Origin of the sequence: Variovorax endophyticus, assembly GCF_025376855.1 — a bacterium.
Taxonomy (GTDB): Bacteria; Pseudomonadota; Gammaproteobacteria; order Burkholderiales; family Burkholderiaceae_C; genus Variovorax.
Map to the genome: position 1 here is coordinate 130,933 of NZ_JAHUTH010000022.1, position 18,196 is coordinate 149,128.

Here is an 18,196-nt window from a genome sequence, read left to right on the forward strand (position 1 = left end):
GCCGCATCGGCTGCATGAGGAGGTAGCAACCATGGCCAGCAACGTGATCGCGGTTTATCCCGGCACTTTCGACCCCATCACCCTCGGGCACGAGGACGTGGTGCGGCGTGCGACCCAACTGTTCTCGAAGGTGATCGTCGCCGTGGCGGCCGGTCACCACAAGAAGGCGCTCTTCACGCTGCAGGAACGCATCGAGATGGCGCGCGAAGCCGTCAAGCCCTACAGCGACCAGGTCTCGGTCGAGAGCTTCTCGGGCCTGCTGCGCGACTTCGTCGTGGCGCGCGGCGGCAAGGCCATGGTGCGTGGCCTGCGTGCCGTCACCGACTTCGACTACGAGTTCCAGCTCGCGGGCATGAACCGCTCGCTGATGCCCGACGTCGAGACCGTGTTCCTCACGCCCAGCGACAAGTACCAGTTCATTTCCAGCACCTTCGTGCGCGAGATCGCGATGCTCGGCGGCGAGGTGCACAAGTTCGTCTCGCCCAACGTCGAACAGCAGCTCGCGGCCAAGGTCCGAAGCCTCGGCAGAGAGTAGGCGCCGCCGATGAGCGGCGCCCCGGCGCCCCGTCTGCACCTGCTGGGCGACGCGGCGCTGCTGTGCGACCTGCCCGGTCCCGCCACGCTCGCGCAGCAGCAGAAGATCTGGGCGCTGGCGCGCGAGGCCGGCCGCTGGAGCGGCGTCGGCGAGGTGCTGCCGGGCATGAACAACCTCACGCTGACCTTCGATCCGACGTCGGTCGACCTCGAGGCGCTGAGCGCGCGCGTGCTCGAGGCCTGGCCGCGGCTCGAGGCCGGCGGCATCGAGGGCCGCGACATCGAGATTCCCGTCGCCTACGGCGGCGAGCACGGCCCCGACCTCGCGGACGTGGCGGCCCACACCGGCTTGTCGACCGCCGAGGTGGTGCGCCGCCATGCCGCGGCCGAGTACGTGGTCTACCTGCTGGGCTTCCTGCCGGGCTTCGCTTTTCTCGGCGGACTTCCCACTGCACTCGCGACGCCGCGCCGCGCCGTGCCGCGCACGGCCGTGCCCGCGGGTTCGGTCGGCATCGGCGGCGAGCAGACCGGGATCTATCCGCTGCGCTCGCCGGGCGGCTGGCATCTGATCGGGCGCACCGAGGTCGCGCTCTTCGATCCGCTGGCCGCATCGCCGACCCTGCTGCGGCCCGGCGACCGCGTGCGCTTCGTCGTCGAAAGCCTGCAGCCATGACGCTCCTGATCGAGAAGCCCGGCCCGCTGGCGTCGGTGCAGGACCTCGGGCGTCACGGCCATCGCCAGCTCGGCATCTGCCCGGGCGGCGCGCTCGACACGCTGGCGCTGTCCATCGCCAACCGGCTGGTGGGCAACGCCACCGGTGCGGCCGGGCTCGAGCTGACCCTGGGCGGCAGCGTGCTGCGCTTCGAGACCGACACGCGCATCGCGCTGGTGGGCGACGACTTCGGCGCCACGCTCGACGGCCAGCCGCTGTGGCCGTGCTGGAGCGTGCCGGTCGCGGCCGGACAGACGCTGCGGCTCGCTGGCGCAAACGCGAGCGCCAACGCGGGCGGCGGCAAGGCCGGCCTGCGCAGTTGGCTCGCGGTGGCGGGCGGCATCGACGTGCCGCCGGTGCTCGGCTCGCGCAGCACCGATCTCAAGGCCGGTTTCGGCGGCCACGAAGGCCGCGCGCTGCGCAAGGGCGACCGGCTGCCATTGGGCGAGTCGGCGCTGGCCGAGGCGCAGCGCGCGCGGCGCGCCTTCGGGGTGCGCGGTCCCGAGTGGGAACGCGATGCCGCGGCCGATGGCGCCATCGCCCTGCGCGTGCTGCCTGGCCCCGAGTTCGAACAGTTCACCGTCGCCTCGCGCGATCAGCTCTGGAGCGAGCGCTGGCGCATCACGCCGCAGAGCAACCGCATGGGCAGCCGGCTCGCGAGCGCCAACGGCGCCGAGCTGCGGCGCAAGCGTGCCACCGACATGCTGTCCTCGGGCGTGATCCCCGGCACGATCCAGGTGCCGCCCTCGGGCCAGCCGATCATCCTGATGGGCGACGCCCAGACCACCGGCGGCTATCCGCGCATCGGCGTGGTGATCCGCGCCGACCTCTGGAAGCTCGCGCAGGCGCCGCTCGACGGCAGCCTGCGGCTGGTGCCGGTCGATGCCGCCACCGCGCTCGAGGCCTGGGCCGCGCAGCAGCGCTACGTCGCGCAGGTGGCGCAAGGCCTCGCGGCGGCGGGCTGGCCGACCCCGGCATAGACTGCGGTCTTTCCATCCGCCGCATCGCTCCAGGAGTCCTCCCAATGCACATCGACCTCAACGCGGACCTCGGCGAAGGCGCCGGCAGCGACGAAGCGCTGCTCGGGCTCGTGAGCTCGGCCAACATCGCCTGCGGCTGGCATGCGGGCGACGCGAAGACCATGCACCAGTGCGTGCGCTGGGCCGTCGCGCAGGGTGTCTCGATCGGGGCGCATCCCAGCTTTCCCGACCGCGAGAACTTCGGCCGCAGCACCATGCACCTGCCGCCCGACGAGATCGTCTCCAACGTGCTCTACCAGGTCGGCGCGCTCGCGGCCATCGTCAAGGCCGAGGGCGGCCGGCTCGCGCACGTGAAGGCGCACGGCCAGCTCTACAACCAGGCGGTGAAGGAGCCCGAACTCGCCGATGCGCTGTGCGAGGCCGTGCGCCGCTTCGATCCCGCGTTGAAGTTCTTCGGCCTCGCGGGCAGCGGCATGATCGACGCCGCGCGCCGCGCCGGCCTCGTGCCGGTGGAGGAAGTGTTCGCCGACCGCGGCTACATGCCCGACGGCAGCCTGGTACCGCGCAGCCAGCCCGGCGCGCTGATCGAGGACGACGCGCAGGCCATCGCCCAGACCCTGGCCTTCGTGCGCGAGCGCCACGTGAAGGCGATCGACGGCAGCATCGTGCCCGTCAATGCGCAGACCGTCTGCCTGCATGGCGACGGCGCGCATGCGCTGGCCTTCGCGCGCCGCATCCGCGAGCGGCTGCTGTCCGAAGGCATCGAGGTGCGCGCGGACTGAGGCGAGCGCTGCCTTCGCCGCTCAGGCGGGCAGCGCTTCCTCGCAGGCGGCCGCGCCAACCCAGCGCGGCCCGATCTCTTCGCAGTAGTCGGCCACCACGGTGCGCGTGAGCCGCGCCACCGCCTGGACCGCGGGCGCCGTGCCTTCGGCATGCGCGAGGCTGATCGCCATCGGCGGCAGCGCGGGGCCGTCGCGCACCTCGAGTTCGCCCGCGGCCAGTTCCTGGCGCACGAACACCGGCGGGATCGCGGCCACGCCGAAGCCGCCCTTGGTCAGCTGGATGATCGACTGCACCGACGGAAAGCTGCACACGCGCGGTTCCGCGGCGCGCCCGGCGAACAGCGCCTTCACGTGCGCGCGCGGGCCCGAGGTGCGCGAGAAGGTCAGGAGCGGCACCCGCTCGAGGTCCTCGAGCCGCAGGGTGCGCGCGTGCGGCAGCAGCGCCGGGCGCGCCACCCAGCGCATCGGGAAGCTGCACAGCGGCAGCAGCACCGACTCGCCGCTGCGCGCGAGCTCGGAGACGTCGTCGTTCTGGATCAGCAGGTCGAACTTGCGCTGCCGGAACTGCTCGCGCAGGTTGTGCGCCGTATCGACCGTGATGTCGGGCTCGACCGCGGGCAGTCGCTCGCTCAGCAGGTGGATCAGCGGCGTGAGCCAGGTGTGGACCACCGTCTCGATCACGCCGATGCGCACGCGCCCCGAGGGCGGCGCATCGGGCTGCACCGAGCGCTTGAGCTGCTTCTCTAGCGCGAGGATCTGCTCGGCCTGCGCCACCACCTGCTCGCCGATGCGCGTGAGCCGCAGCGAGCGCTGCGAACGGTCGACCAGCTGCACGCCGAGCTCTTCCTCCAGCGCCTCGATGCGCTTGGACACCGCGGCCTGGGTAGCGCAGAGCATCTGCGCCGTCTCTCGGAAGCTCTTGAGCCGGTCGAGCATGACCAGGGTCTCGAGGAATCGGGTGTTCATCTTCTGCATCTCCCTGAATCGAGCATCGTTGAACTTTTGTTATCAGATTGTTTAACAAAAACTCGTTCGACGCAGTCAATCGATCATGTTTTCATCAAGTTGTCGCACACGTAAGCGGTGCAACCCGCCCCCGGCGGCGGCGATGGCTCCGGCCGATCGCTGCAGAAGTCGTGCCAGTGGGTTCACTTTTTGTTTTCATTGCTGTCAGACACAGGCAGGGAGAGATCGAATGAAGGGATCGAAAGCGAAGCGGCGCCTGCGGATCGGCGCCACCCTTGGCGCCTGCGCGCTGGCGGTCGCCGGCTGCGGCGGCGGAGGCGGGGGTGGGGGCGTCGACCCCGCCGTGCTGGCGGCGATGGCCGCCGCCGCGGGCGCGCAGCCGCCCGCTCCACCGGCACCGCCGCCGCCCGCGCCGCCACCGGCCGTGCGGGCCAAGTGCGCGATGGACAGCACCGTGGCGGCTTCCTACGAGGAGCAACGCCTGCCCAACAAGCTCTCGGCCAGCGACGCGCTGAGCTTCTCGCAGCAACTGCTGCAGGCCAGCGGATTCGACCGTTTCGGCCCCGAGTTCGCCGCGAAGCTCTGCAGCGACGGCCTCGCGGGCGCCTCGAGCTACGACGAGGCGGTGGCGCTGCTGCATGCCGAGGGGCAAAAGCTCTGGCAGGCGGCGCTCGATCGCGTGCAGGGCCGGTCGGTCCAGGGCACGCTGCCGAAGAGCGACGACCGCATGCTCTATTGGGCGCGGCTGACGATGACGCTCGCGCTGCGCCAGTGGAAGCCCGAGTTCGCGCTGACGGACGAGCAGCGCGCCGGGCTGCAGAAAGAGTTCGAGCGCGCCTCGCGCGGGCAGCTCTCGATCGATTTCCCCGAAGGGGCGGGCAGCAAGCGGATCCTGGTCAGCGGCTTCGATCCCTTCACGCTCGGCGCCGCCGGCCAGGACGGGGATCCCAGCATCCGCATCGGCAATCCCTCGGGCGCCACGATCCTGTCCCTCGACGGCAACACCGTGGCGCTGCCCGGCGGTGGCACGGCCGTGATCCGGACCTTCATCCTGCCGGTCAACTACGGCCCCTTCATCGACGGCATGCAGGAAGACGCGCTTGGACCGTGGTTCAAGCCCGGACCGAAGCGCGTCGACGCCTCGATCAGCATGAGCCAGGGCGGGGGTGCCTTCCACCTCGAGCACTACAACGGCCGCTACCACTTCGCGAACTTCCCGGGCAACGACAACCTGAATCCGCCCTGCGCCGACGGCGGCGGCTTCCCGGCCGCGCTCGACTGCGACATCTCGCCGCCCGAGCGCTGGCTCGGCTTCGCGGCCAAGCCCTGGCGCCGCGATGCGCCGCCGCAGTTCACCCAGGCGAGCCTGCCGTTCCAGCAGATGATCGATGCCAAGACCGGCGAGGGCGTCGTCAACCGCGAGACCGGCGCGACCGGCGGCTGGAGCGTGGTGCGCCGCGACAGCTACGACGTGAGGGCCTGCACCAAGGCCGCGAGCGACGCGAGCGGTGCCTACGACGCGGCGAAGGCCGCGCTCGACAAGGCGAGGGCCGTGGCCGACAAGGCGCTGGCCGACTACTTCGCCGGCCTCCAGATGCCGGGTACTGACCTGAAAGCCTTGCTGCAGGAGTACCAGGCCGCGAACGAGGCCTTCAACAAGCTGACGCCGCCCAGCCCGCTCGAAACGAATTGCGCCGACAACGGCGGCGGCGGAAACTACCTCTCCAACGCCAGCGCCTACCGCAACACCCTGATGCGCGACACCTTCGGCCTCGCCATTCCCGCTGGCCACATCCACACGCCCGTCATGACCAACTTCGGCGCCGGCAGCGACGGCAAGATCACCGATGCCACCTTCGAGGGCTACCGCGATTCGATCGTGGCCCAGGCCCGCAACCTCGTGTTCGCGGTGGCCAGGAGCCTCGTGTCGCCGCCCGCCCCCTGACGCTCACGGAACACTGCCATGACATCCAAGCTTCTTCCGCTCGCCCTGGCCCTGCTGTTCGCGGGCGGCCCGGTCCTCGCGCAGCCCAGCGGCGGCTTCCATCTCTACCGCAGCACGGTCAGCGGCAAGCAGGTCTGCTCGCAGAACCCGATCAGCCCCGACTGGGTGAAGCAGGCCGGCCCCTACCAGGACCCGGCGTGCAAGGTCGAGCAGAAGCCGGCACCGGCGCGCACCGACCTGCCGGCCAGCCCGCTCGACCTGGCCCCCAAGCCGCAGCGATAGGGGCACGCGGCGCACGGGCCTGCGGTACCCTCGCGGTCCCGTCCCGAGCGCCGCCGCCATGCCATCGCCGAAAAAACCGCCACCTTCGTCCGTGTTGCTGACCGGCTTCGAGCCCTTCGGCGGCGAGGCCATCAATCCTTCATGGGAAGCGGTGCGCGCGCTCGACGGCTGGACGCACGCCGGCGCGCTGGTGCATGCGCGCCAGATGCCCTGCGTCTTCGGCGCGGCCATCGAATCGCTGGCCGAGGCAATGGACGAACTCAAGCCGCGGCTGGTGCTGTGCATCGGCCAGGCCGGCGGCCGCGCCGAGGTCACGCCCGAGCGCGTGGCGATCAATATCGACGACGGCCGCATCGCCGACAACGCGGGGCGGCAGCCGGTCGACGTGCCGGTGGTGCCCGAGGGCCCCGCGGCCTATTTCTCGACGCTGCCGATCAAGGCCATGGTGCGCGACCTGCGCGCCGCGGGCGTGCCGGCCTCGGTGTCGAACACGGCCGGCACCTTCGTGTGCAACCACCTCTTCTATGGGCTGATGCACGAGCTCGCACGCCGCGCGAAGCCGGGCGTGCGCGGCGGCTTCATCCACATCCCCTACCTGCCCGAGCAGGCGGCGAACTTTCCGGGCGCGCCGAGCATGGCGCTCGCGACCTTGGTCGAAGCGCTGCGCATCGCGGTGCGCACCGCGCTCGAGGTCGAGCGCGACATCGCCGAGACCGGCGGCCAGCTGCACTGACCCCGGCGTTCAGGCGGCGAAGAGTTTCGCCAGCCAGCCGTTGAGCGCGTCGTTGACCAGCGCCGGCTTCTCCATCGTCAGCATGTGGCCGCACTGCGGCACCCAGACCACTTCCGCCTGCGGCAGCAGCGCCGCCAGTTCGCGCGTGCATTCCGGCGGCGCGAGGCGGTCGTCGTCGCCGCACATCAGCAGCACGGGCGCGCGCAGCGACCCGAGGTGCGTGCGCGCATCGGGCCGGGCCATCACGGCGCGGTTCTGGCGCGTGAGCTGCTCGGCGCCGGCGCCCAGCACCATGTCGAGGTAGCGCTGCACCAGCACCGGGTCGGCCGCCTGGGCCGGGTGGAAGGCGAAGAACACGTTGGGCTCGATCACCTCGCGCAGTTCGCCGCGCGCGAAGTACTCGATCGCGCCTTCGCGCAGCGCGCGCATGTCGGGGGTCTCGGGCCGCGCGCTCGTGCCCAGCAGCGCCAGGCCCGCGATGCGCCCGGGCGCCTGGCGCGCGGCCTCCATCGCGACCATGCCGCCCATCGAGGCGCCGCACAGCACCAGCGGGCCGGGGTTCTCGGCCAGCACGGCCGCGGCCATGCCCTCGATGGTGGCGTGGCGCAGCTGGACGTCGCTCACGCGCGGCGAGAGCGAGGAGGGGAGGGCGGGGAGCTGGGCGTCCCACAGGCGTGCATCGCACGCGAGGCCGGGAAGAAGTACGAGGGTGGCAGGCATGCCGCGATTCTGCGCGAGGACCCGATGTCGGCGCATCGACATAGGCTTCCTGGCCGGCAGCCAGACGCGCCGCGGCTCGACATACTCGCGCCGCCACCCCTTCTCCTTTTCCTTTCGACTGCCATGAACCTGGTTCAACGCGTGCAGGACATCCTGCTCAAGCCCAAGGCCACCTGGCCGGTGATCGACGCCGAGCCCGAGGACGCCGCCTCGCTCTACAAGAACTACCTGATGATCCTCGCGCTGATCCCGGCCGTGGCCGGCTTCATCGGCCTGTCGGTGATCGGCATGGGCGCCTTCGGCGTCAGCTTCCGCGTGCCGCTGCTCGCGGGGCTGGTCAACATGGTGGTGGGCTACGTGCTGTCGCTCGTGGTGGTGTTCGTGGTCGGCCTCGTCGTCGATGCGCTCGCGCCCACCTTCGACGGCGTGCAGAGCCCGGTCGCCGCGCTCAAGCTCGCGGTCTATGCCTCCACCGCCTCGCTGGTCGGCGGCGTCTTCAGCCTGCTGCCCTCGCTGTCGGTGCTGGGCGCGCTGTGCGGCCTCTACGGCATCTACCTGATCTACCTCGGCCTGCCGGTGCTGATGAAGTGCCCGGCCGACCGCGCGCTGCCCTACACCGCGGTGGTGGTGGTCTGCGCGATCGTCGGCGGCTTCACGATCGCCTGGGTGCTCTCGCTGCTCACGCCCTCGCCGGCGCTGCGACTGGGCGCACTGCCGCTGGCCTTGGCCTGAAAGCGCACCCTGCGCGGGTGCCGGTGGTGGGACAATGGCGGTCGATGCCCACGCCCAAACCCGACACCACCACCGACATCATCCTCATCCGCCACGGCGAGACCGCCTGGAACCGCGAGCTGCGCTTCCAGGGCCACGCCGACGTGCCGCTCAACGACATGGGCCACGAGCAGGCGCGCCGCATCGGGCTGCGGCTGGCGCAGGAAACCGCGGTGCGGCACGTGATCAGCAGCGACCTGCTGCGCGCGCAGCAGACGGCGGCGCCGGGCGCCTCGCAGCTCTCGCTGCCGATCGCCACCACGGCCTCGCTGCGCGAGCAGTTCTTCGGCATTGCCGAGGGCATGCGTTCCGAGGAGATCCAGTCCCTGCATCCGCGCGCCTGGGAAGAGTGGCTGGAGTTCCGCGAGGACCACGCCATGCCCGAGGGCGAGACGCCGCGCGAGTTCCATGCGCGCATCGTCGCGGCGCTCGGCACCATCGCCGGCGCGCACCGCGGGCAGCACCTGATCGTGGTCACGCACGGCGGCGTGCTCGACATGGTGTGGCGCACCGCGCACGGCCTGAGCCTCAGCGGCCCGCGCCGCAGCGAGATTCCCAACGCGGGCTTCAACCGCATCCGCATCGCCGATCCCGCGGCGCCCGAGGCGATCGAGATCGTCGAGTGGGCCGACACGCGGCACCTGGCCGACCTGCCGCCGCAGCCGACCTACGACCAGACGCGGCACCTCCAGCGCAAGGACTGAAGCGGCTCAGCCGCAGCTGCCCGCCTTCGGCGTGCGCAGCAGCGGCCGGCCCGCGCCGACGCCCGTCGGCTGGCCCTGGTCCACCGCGAGCTGGCCGTTCACCAGCACCGTGCGCACGCCCTCCGACAGCAGCGTCGGCTGCGTGTAGGTGGCACGCGCGGCGAAGCGCGCGGGATCGAACACCACCACGTCGGCGTAGTAGCCGGGCCGCAGGTGGCCGCGTTGCACCAGCCCCAGCGTGTCGGCCGTGAGCGAGGAACTGCTGCGGACGAACTGCGCGAGCGAGATCGCGTGTTCCTTCACCACGTACTGCTCGTACTTGCGCGCGAAGGTGCCGTAGGCGCGCGGATGGCCCTGCGAGGAATCCGACGAGGTCATGACCCAGGGCCGCTTCATGAAGGCGCGCACGTCGTCGTCGCTCTGGTTGAACGAGGCGATCATCAGGTCGCCGTCGCGCAGCACCGCGATGGCGGCGTCGACCGGGTCGGCGTTCGTGTCCTTCGCGACCTGCGCCAGCGTCTTGCCCACGTACTTCGTGCTGCCGGCCGAGAACAGGATCGCGTCGGGCCCGCCGCGCAGCCGAAGGTTCTCGCGCATGCCGCCGCGCAGCCGCTCCTGCACCGCGGCATCGTCGAAGCGCTGCAGCAGCGCGGCGCGGCCGCCATCGATGGCCCAGGGCGGGATCAGCGCGGCCGAGAAGCGCGTGCTCGAGGCGGTCCACGGGTAGTGGTCGGCCGTGATGTCCAGGCCTTTCGCGCGCTCGCGTTCGATGCGCTCGATGATGTCGCCGCTCTGGCCCTGCACGTCGACGCCGAGCGCCTTGATGTGCGCCACGTGCACCGGCAGCTTGGCCTCGTGGCCGATGCGGATCACCTCGTCGATCGAGCCCTTGAGCCCGATGTTGTACATGGACTCGTCGCGGATGTGGCTGTCGTAGAGCCCGCCGTGGCGCGCCGCCACCTTCGCGAGCGCGATCACCTCCTCGGTCTTCGAGAAGTTCTGCGGCGGATAGAAGAGCCCGGTCGACAGGCCCAGCGCGCCCTCGCACATGGCCTGGCTCACGTGGCGGCCCATGGCCTCGAGCTGCTCGGGCGTGGGCTGGCGGTTGGCCTCGCCGAGCTGGCTGGTGCGCACCGGCCCGAAGCCGACGTACATCGCGACGTTGGTGCCCACCGGCACGGCGCGCAGCCGCTGCGCCTGGGCGGCGATGTCCCAGCCGCCGAAGCCGTCGTTGCCGATCACGGCGGTGGTCACGCCCTGGGTCAGGAACGGGATGTTGAGGCGCTTGCGCGCATCGTTCGAATGCAGGTCGGTGTCGGCATGCGTGTGGGCGTCGATGAAGCCCGGCGCCACCACCATGCGGGTGGCGTCGATGGTGCGCTTCGCCTTGAACTGCGCGGGCATCGCGCGGCCCGCGAACACGATGCGGTCGCCCGCGATGCCGACGTCGCCGACCACGGGCCGGTCATCGTCGCCGGTGTAGACGGTGCCGCCGCGCAGCAGCAGGTCGAGTTCGACCGGTGCGTCGGCCGGCTGGGCGTGGAGCGAGGGTGCGAGGAAGGCGAGCGCGGCCAGGGCGATGAGCGAGGTCTGCATGGGGCGATGTGGGCACGGGTGGAAACGCCGGCCAGTGTGGAGTCGCCTCGCGCGTGCCGCCAATTCCTTTTGCGGCACGCCCCATGTCCTGAACTCATGAGCGCGCGGCGATCTCCGGCAGGCCCAGTTGGCGGTAGACCTCGGCCGCCTGCCGGCGCAGCCGCAGCGATTCGGGCTGGCCGTTGAGCTGCTGCTGCAGGATGCCCTGCGCGCCGGTCAGCGTGGCCTCGGTGCCGCTGCGCACCAGCGCGTCGAGGTAGACCTGCTCGAACAGGTCGCGCTGCGCATGGCTGCCGCCGATCTCGATCATGCGCGGCAGCGCGGTGCCGAGGCCGTCGATCGCCGCGGCCAGGTCGCCGCGCGCATGGGCGCGCAGGCCGTGCGCGGCCGGCACGCACACGCGCTGCCAGGCCGCGCGCGTCGAGGCCGGCGCATGCGGCGCGAAGGCCTCGATGTTGGCCAGCAGCGTGTCGGCCTCGGGCCGGCCCGCGCGCGCCAGGCCGTAGAGGTACTGCAGGTCGAGGAAGGGCAGCACATGGTCGGCCTGGCGCTGCAGCAGGTGCGTCGCCACGTCGTCCCAGCGATCGCCGACGTCGACGCCCGCGAGCTCGAGCCGCGCGAGCAGCGAGACGGCGCCGATCTGGTCCTGCGAATACTCCTTGACCACGCCCCAGGCATGGCGGTCGTAGACCGCGAGCGCCTCGTCGCCGCGGCCCAGGTCGATGAGGAACAGCGCCACGTGCCACCAGTTGTGCGTGACCATGAAGGAGTTGAGGCCGACCCAGGTGTCGCTCACGCTCTCCATGAAGGCCAGGCCCTCGGCGAGCCGGCCCTCGGTGAGCATCACGTGCGCGAGCGCATGGTGGGCCCAGGGCTCCTTGCGGCACAGGGCGATCGCGCGGCGCGCGCTGGCCTCGGCCTCGCGCATCAGGTGGCACTGTTCGTAGCCGAAGGCGGCCATGCCGTGCACGTAGGGCACCTCGGCCGCATGCGGCAGCACGGCGAGCGCGAGCCGCAGCATGCCGGGGCAGTCGCCGGTGTTGAAGCAGTGGTACTGGCCGAGCTTGAGCGACACCAGGTCGCGCGGATGCTCGCGCGCCTGCTCGGCATGCAGCGCGATGGCGCGCGCGATGTCGCCGTCGGCCCAGGCCTCGATGGCGGCGATGTAGCGCTGCTCGCGCGGCGTGGCGCGCGCAGCCTGCTCGCGTGCCCTGGCGAGGAAGGGACGCGCATTGGCCACGGCCTCGCGCGATTCGGCGAACAGGTGCAGCGTGGCGCCGTAGGCCTGCACGATGGGGCTCGCGTCGTGTTCGGTGGCGGCGAGCAGGTTGACGGCGCGGGCCTCGCTCGAGATGAAGCCCATGACGAAATCGTCGACCAGCGGCAGGCTGGTGGCGTGGTCGAGGGTGAGGGGATTGCCGAGGCTGTCGGCGTGGCGGACGGTGTTCGACGTGGGGCTGGCGGAAGGCATGGCGCATCGTGCCATGCCCCCGCGGCGGCTTCAACGCGCTGTCTTCAGACGCCGGCCTGCTGGTGCCGGTACTCCTGCGTCTTGCCGCCGTAGCCGTAGGCCGCGCCGCGCGCGTCGATCACGTGGATGTACGAGACCTCGTGCAGGTCGGGCCGGAGCCTGGCCATGGCCGCATGGACCTCGCGCAGGTAGCGCGCCTTCTCGGCCTTGGTGTTGGTCTCGTCGGTGATGCTGATGTCGAGGTGGAAGGCCGACTTTCCGAGTGCGGCCAGCGACTGGCCGCCGATGAACCAGGTCTCGGCGGCGATGTACTGCACGGTGATGGCGATCACCGGCAGCTGCTTGCCGAGCACGCTCTGGGTGAGCTCGGCGACGGCGTCGACGGTCTGGCGCGTGAGGTCGGCATCGGGTTGGCCGGAGAGGTGGACGACGATGTGAGGCATGGCGGACTCCTTGGTGGATGGGTGGTCGATGGGGTGATTGTGGGCAGTGCCTCGTCATCGGAAAAGCGGGAAGATATGATGGAAGCCATCGGAATATCGGATGGATGAGCCATGCAGGGATTCGATCTGGAACAGCTGCGCACGCTGGTGGCGGTGGTCGACGCAGGCAGCCTCACGGCCGCGGCACCGCGGGTCTTCCTCTCGCAGTCCTCGGTCAGCGAACAGATGCGCAAGCTCGAGGAGCGCGCGGGCCAGTCGCTGCTGACGCGCAGCAAGGCCGGGGTGTCGCCGACCGAGGCCGGCGCGCGGCTGCTGGTGCATGCGCGGCGCATCCTGGCGCTCAGCGACGAGGCCTTCCGCGACCTGCATGGCGAGACGCTGGCGGGCGAACTGCGGCTCGCGGTCACCGACTACTTCCGTCCCGGCGACCTCACGCAGTTGCTGTCGCGGCTCGCGCAGGGCCATCCGCGCGTGCGGCTGCACGTGAGCATCCTCAAGAGCGACGAGCTGCGCGCGGCCTATGCGCGCGGCGATTTCGACGTGGCGCTGGCGATGCACATCGCGGGCGTGTCGACGCCGCCGCCGGGCAGTCCGGCGGTGCTGCGGCGCGAATCGCTGGCCTGGCTGGGCGCGGCCGGCATGCGGGTGGTGCGCGGCGAGCCGGTGCGGCTGCTGGTGCTGCCCGACACCTGCTCGCTGCACCAGTTCACGGTGGCGTTGCTGCGGCGCCGGCATGTGCCCTACGTGCTCGCGCACGTGGCCTCGGGCGTGGCGGGGCTGCAGTCGGCATTGGCGGCGGGGCTCGGGGTGGCCTGTCTCAACGAGTCGGCGATCGGCGAGGGGGTGGCGCGGCTGGCGGCGCCGCATGGATTGCCGGCTTTGCCGCGCGTGGCCTTCCAGTTCCTGCCGGGGCGCAGGGGGGAGACGGAATTCGTGGCGCGGGTGCGGGAGATGCTGGCTGTGCAGCTGGGGTGAGTTCCTTGCTGGCGCCCCGTGCACGAGGGGCGCTGCGTTGCGCGGCGGGTGCTACCGCCGCGCTCGGAGGAGGCTCGTCGTCAACCCCAGGACAGGGCCGACAGGTCGTTCACGAAGATCGGGTTTTCCTTCCAGATGCCCTTGACGTTCTTCTTCGCCACGGTCGGGAACTGCGGCTGGTAGAGGAAGCCGTTGGCCGCGTCGGTGGCCAGCATCTTCTGCGCGTCGCCCAGCAGCTTGTTGCGCTCGGCGGTGTTGGCGGTGGTCTTGATCTTGTCGAACAGCGTGTCGAAGGCCTTCGACTGGTAGCCCCAGTAGTAGTCCGACTTGGCGTAGTTGCCGAGGTCGAAGGGCTCGACGTGCGAGACGATCGACAGGTCGTAGTCCTTGTTGCCGTAGGTGCCGCTGAGCCATTGCGCCCACTCGACGTTCTGCACCTTCGCCACGATGCCGATCTTGGCGAGCTGGGCCACGATCACCTCGCCGCCCTGGCGCGCGTACGGCGGGGGGGGCAGGGTCAGCTTGAGCTCGAGCGGGGTCTTCACCCCGGCCTCGGCCAGCAGCTTCTTGGCCTTCTCGATGTCGAAGGGGTTGATGCCGGTGGTGTCGACATAGCCGGCCGCGCCGGGCACGTAGTGGCTGCCGATCGGCACGCCGAAGCCGTCGGCCGCGCCCTCGATGACGGCCTTGCGGTCGATGGCCGCGAGGATCGCGCGGCGCACGCGCACGTCGTCGAGCGGCTTCTTGCGGTTGTTGATCGCGAGGATGGTCTTGGCGCGCGAGCCGGCCAGGATGGTCTGGAACTGCGGGTTGGCCTTGAACTGCGGCACCACGCGCGTGCCGATGCGCGGGAACATGTCGACGTCGCCCGAGAGCATGGCCGCGGCCTGGGCCGCGGTGTCGGAGATGAAGCGGAAGGTCGCCTTGTTGATCTTCGCGCTGCCGGGGTTGCGGAAGCCGTCCCACTTGCTCAGCGTGATCGAGGAGCCCTTGACCCAGTTGTCGAGCTTGTAGGGGCCGGTGCCCACGGGCTTGGTGGCGTTGCTGTCGGCGCTCTTGGGCTCGACGATCACCGCGGTGGCCTGGCCCAGCACGAAGGGCAGGTCGGGGTCGATCTCCTTGTTGATCACGACCACCGTGTAGTCGTCGGTCGCCTGCGTGCTGAGGTTGGCGAAGGTGCGCTTGTCCTTGTTCGTGCTCTTGTCCGAACCGGCGCGGTCGAACGAGAACTTGACCGTGGCCGCGTTGAAGGGCTCGCCGTTCTGGAACTTCACGCCGCGGCGCAGCTTGAAGGTGTAGGTCTTGAGGTCGGGCGAGACTTCCCAGCTCTCGGCCAACAGCGGCGTGACGCTGCCATCGGCATTGATCTTGGTCAACGTCTCGAGGATGTTGTACTGCACCACCTCGGCGATCGCGGCCGCGGCGCCCGCGGTCGGATCGAGGCCCGGCGGCTCGAGCGCCATGCCGATCACGATGGCGTCCTTCCGTCCCTGGGCCAGGCCGGCCAGCGGTGTGGCCAGGGCCACGGTGGCGCCAGCGGTGGTGAGGAGGGTGCGACGGTTCAACATACGTGGTGATCTCCGGAAAAACGTCTGGAAAGGCAAAGGGCTGCGCCCAGGGGCAGGGCGCCCCGAATCAAGGCGCGATGCCGCGAAAGACCAGGGCGCAGCAGGAAAGATGCCACGCCGTGCAGCCAAAAGCATTCTCGCGCAGCGGGCTCGCCGCCGATGCCGCGGCGCGGCGCTTTTTCCTCGGGAGGTTCCCGGATGCGCGGCGCCGCGAAAGGTCAGCGGCCACTCACGCCCAGGACATCGCGGCGATGTCGTTGGCGAAGATCGGCGCGTCCTTCCACAGGCCGCGCAGCCCGCGCGCGGCGATGGTGATGAGCTGCGGCTGGTAGAGGAACACGTTGGCCGAGTCCTCGGCCAGGATGCGCTGCGCCTCGCCCAGCAGGCGCAGGCGGTCGGCCTCGCGCGGCGCGTTGCGCGACTTCTCGAACACCTCGTTGAACTTCGCCGACTGGTAGCCCCAGTAGTACTCGGGTCGCGTGTAGTTCACGAGGTCGAAGGGCTCGACATGCAGGATCACCGACAGGTCGTAGTTCTTGTTGCCATAGGTGCCGCTGATCCACTGCGCCCACTCCACGTTCTGGATCTTCGCGACGATGCCGACCTGCGCGAGCTGCGCGGCGATCAGCTCGCCGCCCTGGCGCGCATAGGGCGGGGGCGGCAACACCAGGTCGAGCTGCAGCGGCAGCTTCACGCCGGCCTCGGCCAGCAGGCGCTTGGCCTTCGCGGGGTCGTAGGGATTGATGCCGGTGGTGTCGACGTAGCCCGGCGCGGTCGGCACGTAGTGGCTGCCGATCGGGATACCGCGGCCGTCAACGGCCGCGTCGATCACCGCCTTGCGGTCGATCGCGGCCGCGATCGCGCGGCGCACGCGCACGTCGTCGAGCGGCTTGCGCCGGTTGTTGATCGCGAGGATGGACTTGCCGCGCGAGGCGTTGAACAGGATCTGGAAGCGCTTGTCGTTCTGGAACTGCGAGAGGCTGCGCGAGACCGAGGCATGCGGGAACAGGTCGATGTCGTTCGACAGCAGCGCGGTGGTCTGCGCGGCCGGTTCCGAGACGAAGCGGAAGCTCGCGCGGCGGATCTGCACCGCATCGGCATGGCGGTAGCCGTCCCACTTCGCGAGCACGATCGACGAGCCCTTGGCCCAGTTCTCGAGCCGGTAGGGACCGGTGCCCACGGGCCTGGTGGCATTGCCCTCGGCCGACTTGGGCTCGACCACGATCGCCGAGGCCTGGCCGAGCTGGAACAGCAGGTCGGGCTCGATCTCCTTGGCGATCAGCACCACCGTGTTCGCGTCGAGCGCCTGGGTCGTGAAGTTGGCGAAGAAGCGCTTGTCCTTGTTGGTGCTGTTGGCGGCCGAGGCGCGGTCGAACGAGAACTTGACCGTGTTCGCGTCGAAGGCCTCGCCGTTCTGGAACTTCACGCCGCGCCTGAGCCTGAAGGTGTAGGTGCGCAGGTCGGGCGAGACCTCCCAGCTCTCGGCCAGCAGCGGCGTGACGCTGCCGTCTGAGTTGATCTTGGTCAGCGTCTCGAAGACGTTGTAGAGCACCACCTCGGCGATCTCGGCGCCGGCCTTGGCCGTGGGATCGAGGCCCGTGGGTTCGAGCGTGAGGCCGAGCACCAGCGTGTCCTTGCGGCGTGCCTGTGCGAGCGCACCGGCCGGCAGCACGAGGGGCGCGAGCGCGGCGGCGCCGGTGGCGAGGAGGGTGCGTCTGTGAAGCATGGGCGGGCGGTCCTTTGAGCGGTGACAGGGGGCATGCGCCCTCCGGGCGCGCCGCATCATCCGCGAGGAGAGGCCCGGTGCGCAACCAGATGCTTATGCCCTGGTTGCATGACGGGCGCGCTCAGTGCCCCGGTGCCTGCAGCACCGCGCCGAGCAGCGTGCGCGTGTACGGATGCTGCGCGTTGGCGAAGAGCTCCTGCGGCGTGCCGCGCTCGACGATCTGCCCCTTGAAGACCACGCACACTTCGTCGCACAGGTGGTTGACGACGGCCAGGTCATGGCTGATGAGCAGGTAGCTGATGCCGAATTGCTGCTGCAGGTCCTGCATGAGATTGAGCACCTGGGCCTGCACGGAGACGTCCAGGGCGCTCACGGGCTCGTCGGCGACGATGAGCTTGGGGCGGGTGATCAGGGCGCGGGCGATCGCGATGCGCTGGCGCTGGCCGCCGGAGAACTCGTGCGGGTACTTGTCGAGGTCGGTGGGGCGCAGGCCCACGGCGGCGAGGGACTCGGCGGCGCGCTCGCGCTGCTCCTTCTTCGAGACCTGGGCCAACGCTTCGAGCGGCTCGGCCACGATGCGCGCGACGGTCTGGCGCGGGTCGAGGGAACCGTAGGGGTCCTGGAAGACCATCTGGAAGTCGCGCCGAGCGGTGCGCAGTTCGTCTCTTGAGAGGGCATGCAACTCGCGCCCTTCGAGCTTCACGCTGCCCGAGGTGGGCTTGTCCAGAGCCATGACGAGCCGTGCGATGGTCGACTTGCCCGACCCGGACTCCCCGACGATCCCCACGCTGCGCCCGGCCTGCACCTCGAAGCTCACGCCATTGAGCGCCTTGACCGTGGGCGGCGGGCCCAGCAGCTTCTCGCGCGGCAGCGCGTAGTGGCGAACCAGGTCGGTGACTTGCAGCAGCGGTGTCTTCGTTGGCGTCATGCCACGGCCTCCGCTTCGATCTCTGCAATCTCTCCAAGCCGGATGCAGCGCACCGCATGGTCGTCGGGCAGCATCACCGCCGGTGGCCGCGTCGACTGGCAGGCATCGACCGTGTAGCTGCAGCGCCCCGCGAAGGGACAACCCGCGGGCAGGTCCACCAGCTCGGGCACGCTGCCCCGGATGGTCGCCAGCCGCTGCCCCTTCGGCGCCCCGATCACCGGCCGCGCCGCGAACAGCCCCTTGGTGTACGGATGCGCGCGGTTCGCGAAGAGCGCGTGCGTCGGCCCGCTCTCCACCACGCTGCCGCCGTACATCACGAGCATGCGCTGCACGCTGTTGGCGATCACGCCCAGGTCGTGC

The 18,196-nt window shown here is 70.5% G+C and carries 19 protein-coding genes; 10 read left to right on the forward strand and 9 right to left on the reverse strand.

The window, feature by feature from the left end; genetic code table 11:
• Positions 1 to 31: 31 nt before the first annotated feature.
• The 4 genes from coaD to pxpA are packed head-to-tail and all read left to right on the forward strand — an operon-like array spanning position 32 to position 3,008.
• Positions 32 to 535, forward strand: coding sequence for a pantetheine-phosphate adenylyltransferase (coaD, locus tag KV106_RS26305; RefSeq protein ID WP_057596071.1), 504 nt, complete (start codon positions 32 to 34; stop codon positions 533 to 535).
• A 9-nt stretch (positions 536 to 544) separates the two neighbouring features.
• Positions 545 to 1,207: a 5-oxoprolinase subunit PxpB gene (gene pxpB / locus KV106_RS26310; protein ID WP_261213512.1), complete on the forward strand. Its 663-nt coding sequence runs from the start codon at positions 545 to 547 to the stop codon at positions 1,205 to 1,207.
• Positions 1,204 to 2,226: a 5-oxoprolinase subunit C family protein gene (locus KV106_RS26315; protein WP_261213514.1), complete on the forward strand. Its 1,023-nt coding sequence runs from the start codon at positions 1,204 to 1,206 to the stop codon at positions 2,224 to 2,226. Before pxpB ends, KV106_RS26315 begins: the two co-directional genes overlap by 4 nt.
• 44 nt (positions 2,227 to 2,270) lie before the next feature.
• Complete coding sequence (pxpA, locus tag KV106_RS26320; RefSeq protein ID WP_261213516.1) at positions 2,271 to 3,008, forward strand: 5-oxoprolinase subunit PxpA; 738 nt, start codon at positions 2,271 to 2,273, stop codon at positions 3,006 to 3,008.
• 21 nt (positions 3,009 to 3,029) lie between these two features.
• Here the strand turns inward: pxpA and KV106_RS26325 are convergent, their stop codons facing one another.
• Positions 3,030 to 3,974, reverse strand: coding sequence for a LysR family transcriptional regulator (locus KV106_RS26325; protein ID WP_057596078.1), 945 nt, complete (start codon positions 3,972 to 3,974; stop codon positions 3,030 to 3,032).
• Between the two features lie 229 nt (positions 3,975 to 4,203).
• Here KV106_RS26325 and KV106_RS26330 point away from each other — a divergent pair, with 229 nt between their 5' ends.
• The 3 genes from KV106_RS26330 to pcp are packed head-to-tail and all read left to right on the forward strand — an operon-like array spanning position 4,204 to position 6,934.
• Entirely contained in the window at positions 4,204 to 5,919 is a 1,716-nt protein-coding gene (locus KV106_RS26330) for a C15 family peptidase (RefSeq protein WP_261213519.1), read from the forward strand.
• 18 nt (positions 5,920 to 5,937) lie between these two features.
• Complete coding sequence (locus KV106_RS26335) at positions 5,938 to 6,201, forward strand: hypothetical protein (RefSeq protein WP_261213520.1); 264 nt, start codon at positions 5,938 to 5,940, stop codon at positions 6,199 to 6,201.
• Between the two features lie 58 nt (positions 6,202 to 6,259).
• Positions 6,260 to 6,934: a pyroglutamyl-peptidase I gene (gene pcp, locus KV106_RS26340; protein WP_261213522.1), complete on the forward strand. Its 675-nt coding sequence runs from the start codon at positions 6,260 to 6,262 to the stop codon at positions 6,932 to 6,934.
• Between the two features lie 9 nt (positions 6,935 to 6,943).
• Here the strand turns inward: pcp and KV106_RS26345 are convergent, their stop codons facing one another.
• On the reverse strand, positions 6,944 to 7,654 hold the full coding sequence (locus KV106_RS26345) for an alpha/beta fold hydrolase (protein ID WP_261213524.1): 711 nt from the start codon (positions 7,652 to 7,654) through the stop codon (positions 6,944 to 6,946).
• Positions 7,655 to 7,777: 123 nt separating this feature from the next.
• Between KV106_RS26345 and KV106_RS26350 the strand changes: the two genes are divergently transcribed.
• Positions 7,778 to 8,386, forward strand: coding sequence for a Yip1 family protein (locus KV106_RS26350; RefSeq protein ID WP_057596065.1), 609 nt, complete (start codon positions 7,778 to 7,780; stop codon positions 8,384 to 8,386).
• Between the two features lie 44 nt (positions 8,387 to 8,430).
• The gene (locus KV106_RS26355) at positions 8,431 to 9,129 is read left to right on the forward strand and encodes a histidine phosphatase family protein (RefSeq protein ID WP_057596064.1); all 699 of its coding nucleotides are present in this window, start codon (positions 8,431 to 8,433) and stop codon (positions 9,127 to 9,129) included.
• 6 nt (positions 9,130 to 9,135) lie between these two features.
• Here the strand turns inward: KV106_RS26355 and KV106_RS26360 are convergent, their stop codons facing one another.
• The 3 genes from KV106_RS26360 to KV106_RS26370 form a co-directional block, all read right to left on the reverse strand.
• Entirely contained in the window at positions 9,136 to 10,725 is a 1,590-nt protein-coding gene (locus KV106_RS26360) for an N-acyl-D-amino-acid deacylase family protein (RefSeq protein ID WP_261213528.1), read from the reverse strand.
• Positions 10,726 to 10,819: 94 nt separating this feature from the next.
• Positions 10,820 to 12,196, reverse strand: coding sequence for a tetratricopeptide repeat protein (locus tag KV106_RS26365; RefSeq protein WP_261213531.1), 1,377 nt, complete (start codon positions 12,194 to 12,196; stop codon positions 10,820 to 10,822).
• 44 nt (positions 12,197 to 12,240) lie between these two features.
• On the reverse strand, positions 12,241 to 12,639 hold the full coding sequence (locus KV106_RS26370) for a tautomerase family protein (RefSeq protein WP_261213533.1): 399 nt from the start codon (positions 12,637 to 12,639) through the stop codon (positions 12,241 to 12,243).
• Between the two features lie 111 nt (positions 12,640 to 12,750).
• Here KV106_RS26370 and KV106_RS26375 point away from each other — a divergent pair, with 111 nt between their 5' ends.
• Entirely contained in the window at positions 12,751 to 13,614 is an 864-nt protein-coding gene (locus KV106_RS26375) for a LysR family transcriptional regulator (RefSeq protein ID WP_261213534.1), read from the forward strand.
• 80 nt (positions 13,615 to 13,694) lie between these two features.
• On the opposite strand, the gene KV106_RS26380 is transcribed toward KV106_RS26375, so the two are convergent.
• The 4 genes from KV106_RS26380 to KV106_RS26395 form a co-directional block, all read right to left on the reverse strand.
• Positions 13,695 to 15,182, reverse strand: coding sequence for an ABC transporter substrate-binding protein (locus KV106_RS26380; RefSeq protein WP_261213536.1), 1,488 nt, complete (start codon positions 15,180 to 15,182; stop codon positions 13,695 to 13,697).
• A gap of 229 nt (positions 15,183 to 15,411) precedes the next feature.
• Positions 15,412 to 16,908, reverse strand: a complete 1,497-nt coding sequence (locus tag KV106_RS26385) for an ABC transporter substrate-binding protein (RefSeq protein WP_261213537.1) — start codon at positions 16,906 to 16,908, stop codon at positions 15,412 to 15,414.
• Between the two features lie 121 nt (positions 16,909 to 17,029).
• Positions 17,030 to 17,836: an ATP-binding cassette domain-containing protein gene (locus KV106_RS26390; RefSeq protein ID WP_261213538.1), complete on the reverse strand. Its 807-nt coding sequence runs from the start codon at positions 17,834 to 17,836 to the stop codon at positions 17,030 to 17,032.
• The coding region (locus KV106_RS26395; protein ID WP_409976562.1) for an oligopeptide/dipeptide ABC transporter ATP-binding protein at positions 17,833 to 18,196 on the reverse strand (364 nt) is incomplete at its 5' end. The genes KV106_RS26395 and KV106_RS26390, both read right to left, overlap by 4 nt.

Bases quoted from the DNA above. Each gene is read 5' to 3' on its own strand.
- coaD (WP_057596071.1), top strand. From the start codon at position 32: ATGGCCAGCAACGTGATCGCGGTTTATCCCGGCACTTTCGACCCCATC.
- pxpB (WP_261213512.1), top strand. From the start codon at position 545: ATGAGCGGCGCCCCGGCGCCCCGTCTGCACCTGCTGGGCGACGCGGCG.
- KV106_RS26315 (WP_261213514.1), top strand. From the start codon at position 1,204: ATGACGCTCCTGATCGAGAAGCCCGGCCCGCTGGCGTCGGTGCAGGAC.
- pxpA (WP_261213516.1), top strand. From the start codon at position 2,271: ATGCACATCGACCTCAACGCGGACCTCGGCGAAGGCGCCGGCAGCGAC.
- KV106_RS26325 (WP_057596078.1), bottom strand. From the start codon at position 3,974: ATGAACACCCGATTCCTCGAGACCCTGGTCATGCTCGACCGGCTCAAG.
- KV106_RS26330 (WP_261213519.1), top strand. From the start codon at position 4,204: ATGAAGGGATCGAAAGCGAAGCGGCGCCTGCGGATCGGCGCCACCCTT.
- KV106_RS26335 (WP_261213520.1), top strand. From the start codon at position 5,938: ATGACATCCAAGCTTCTTCCGCTCGCCCTGGCCCTGCTGTTCGCGGGC.
- pcp (WP_261213522.1), top strand. From the start codon at position 6,260: ATGCCATCGCCGAAAAAACCGCCACCTTCGTCCGTGTTGCTGACCGGC.
- KV106_RS26345 (WP_261213524.1), bottom strand. From the start codon at position 7,654: ATGCCTGCCACCCTCGTACTTCTTCCCGGCCTCGCGTGCGATGCACGC.
- KV106_RS26350 (WP_057596065.1), top strand. From the start codon at position 7,778: ATGAACCTGGTTCAACGCGTGCAGGACATCCTGCTCAAGCCCAAGGCC.
- KV106_RS26355 (WP_057596064.1), top strand. From the start codon at position 8,431: ATGCCCACGCCCAAACCCGACACCACCACCGACATCATCCTCATCCGC.
- KV106_RS26360 (WP_261213528.1), bottom strand. From the start codon at position 10,725: ATGCAGACCTCGCTCATCGCCCTGGCCGCGCTCGCCTTCCTCGCACCC.
- KV106_RS26365 (WP_261213531.1), bottom strand. From the start codon at position 12,196: ATGCCTTCCGCCAGCCCCACGTCGAACACCGTCCGCCACGCCGACAGC.
- KV106_RS26370 (WP_261213533.1), bottom strand. From the start codon at position 12,639: ATGCCTCACATCGTCGTCCACCTCTCCGGCCAACCCGATGCCGACCTC.
- KV106_RS26375 (WP_261213534.1), top strand. From the start codon at position 12,751: ATGCAGGGATTCGATCTGGAACAGCTGCGCACGCTGGTGGCGGTGGTC.
- KV106_RS26380 (WP_261213536.1), bottom strand. From the start codon at position 15,182: ATGTTGAACCGTCGCACCCTCCTCACCACCGCTGGCGCCACCGTGGCC.
- KV106_RS26385 (WP_261213537.1), bottom strand. From the start codon at position 16,908: ATGCTTCACAGACGCACCCTCCTCGCCACCGGCGCCGCCGCGCTCGCG.
- KV106_RS26390 (WP_261213538.1), bottom strand. From the start codon at position 17,836: ATGACGCCAACGAAGACACCGCTGCTGCAAGTCACCGACCTGGTTCGC.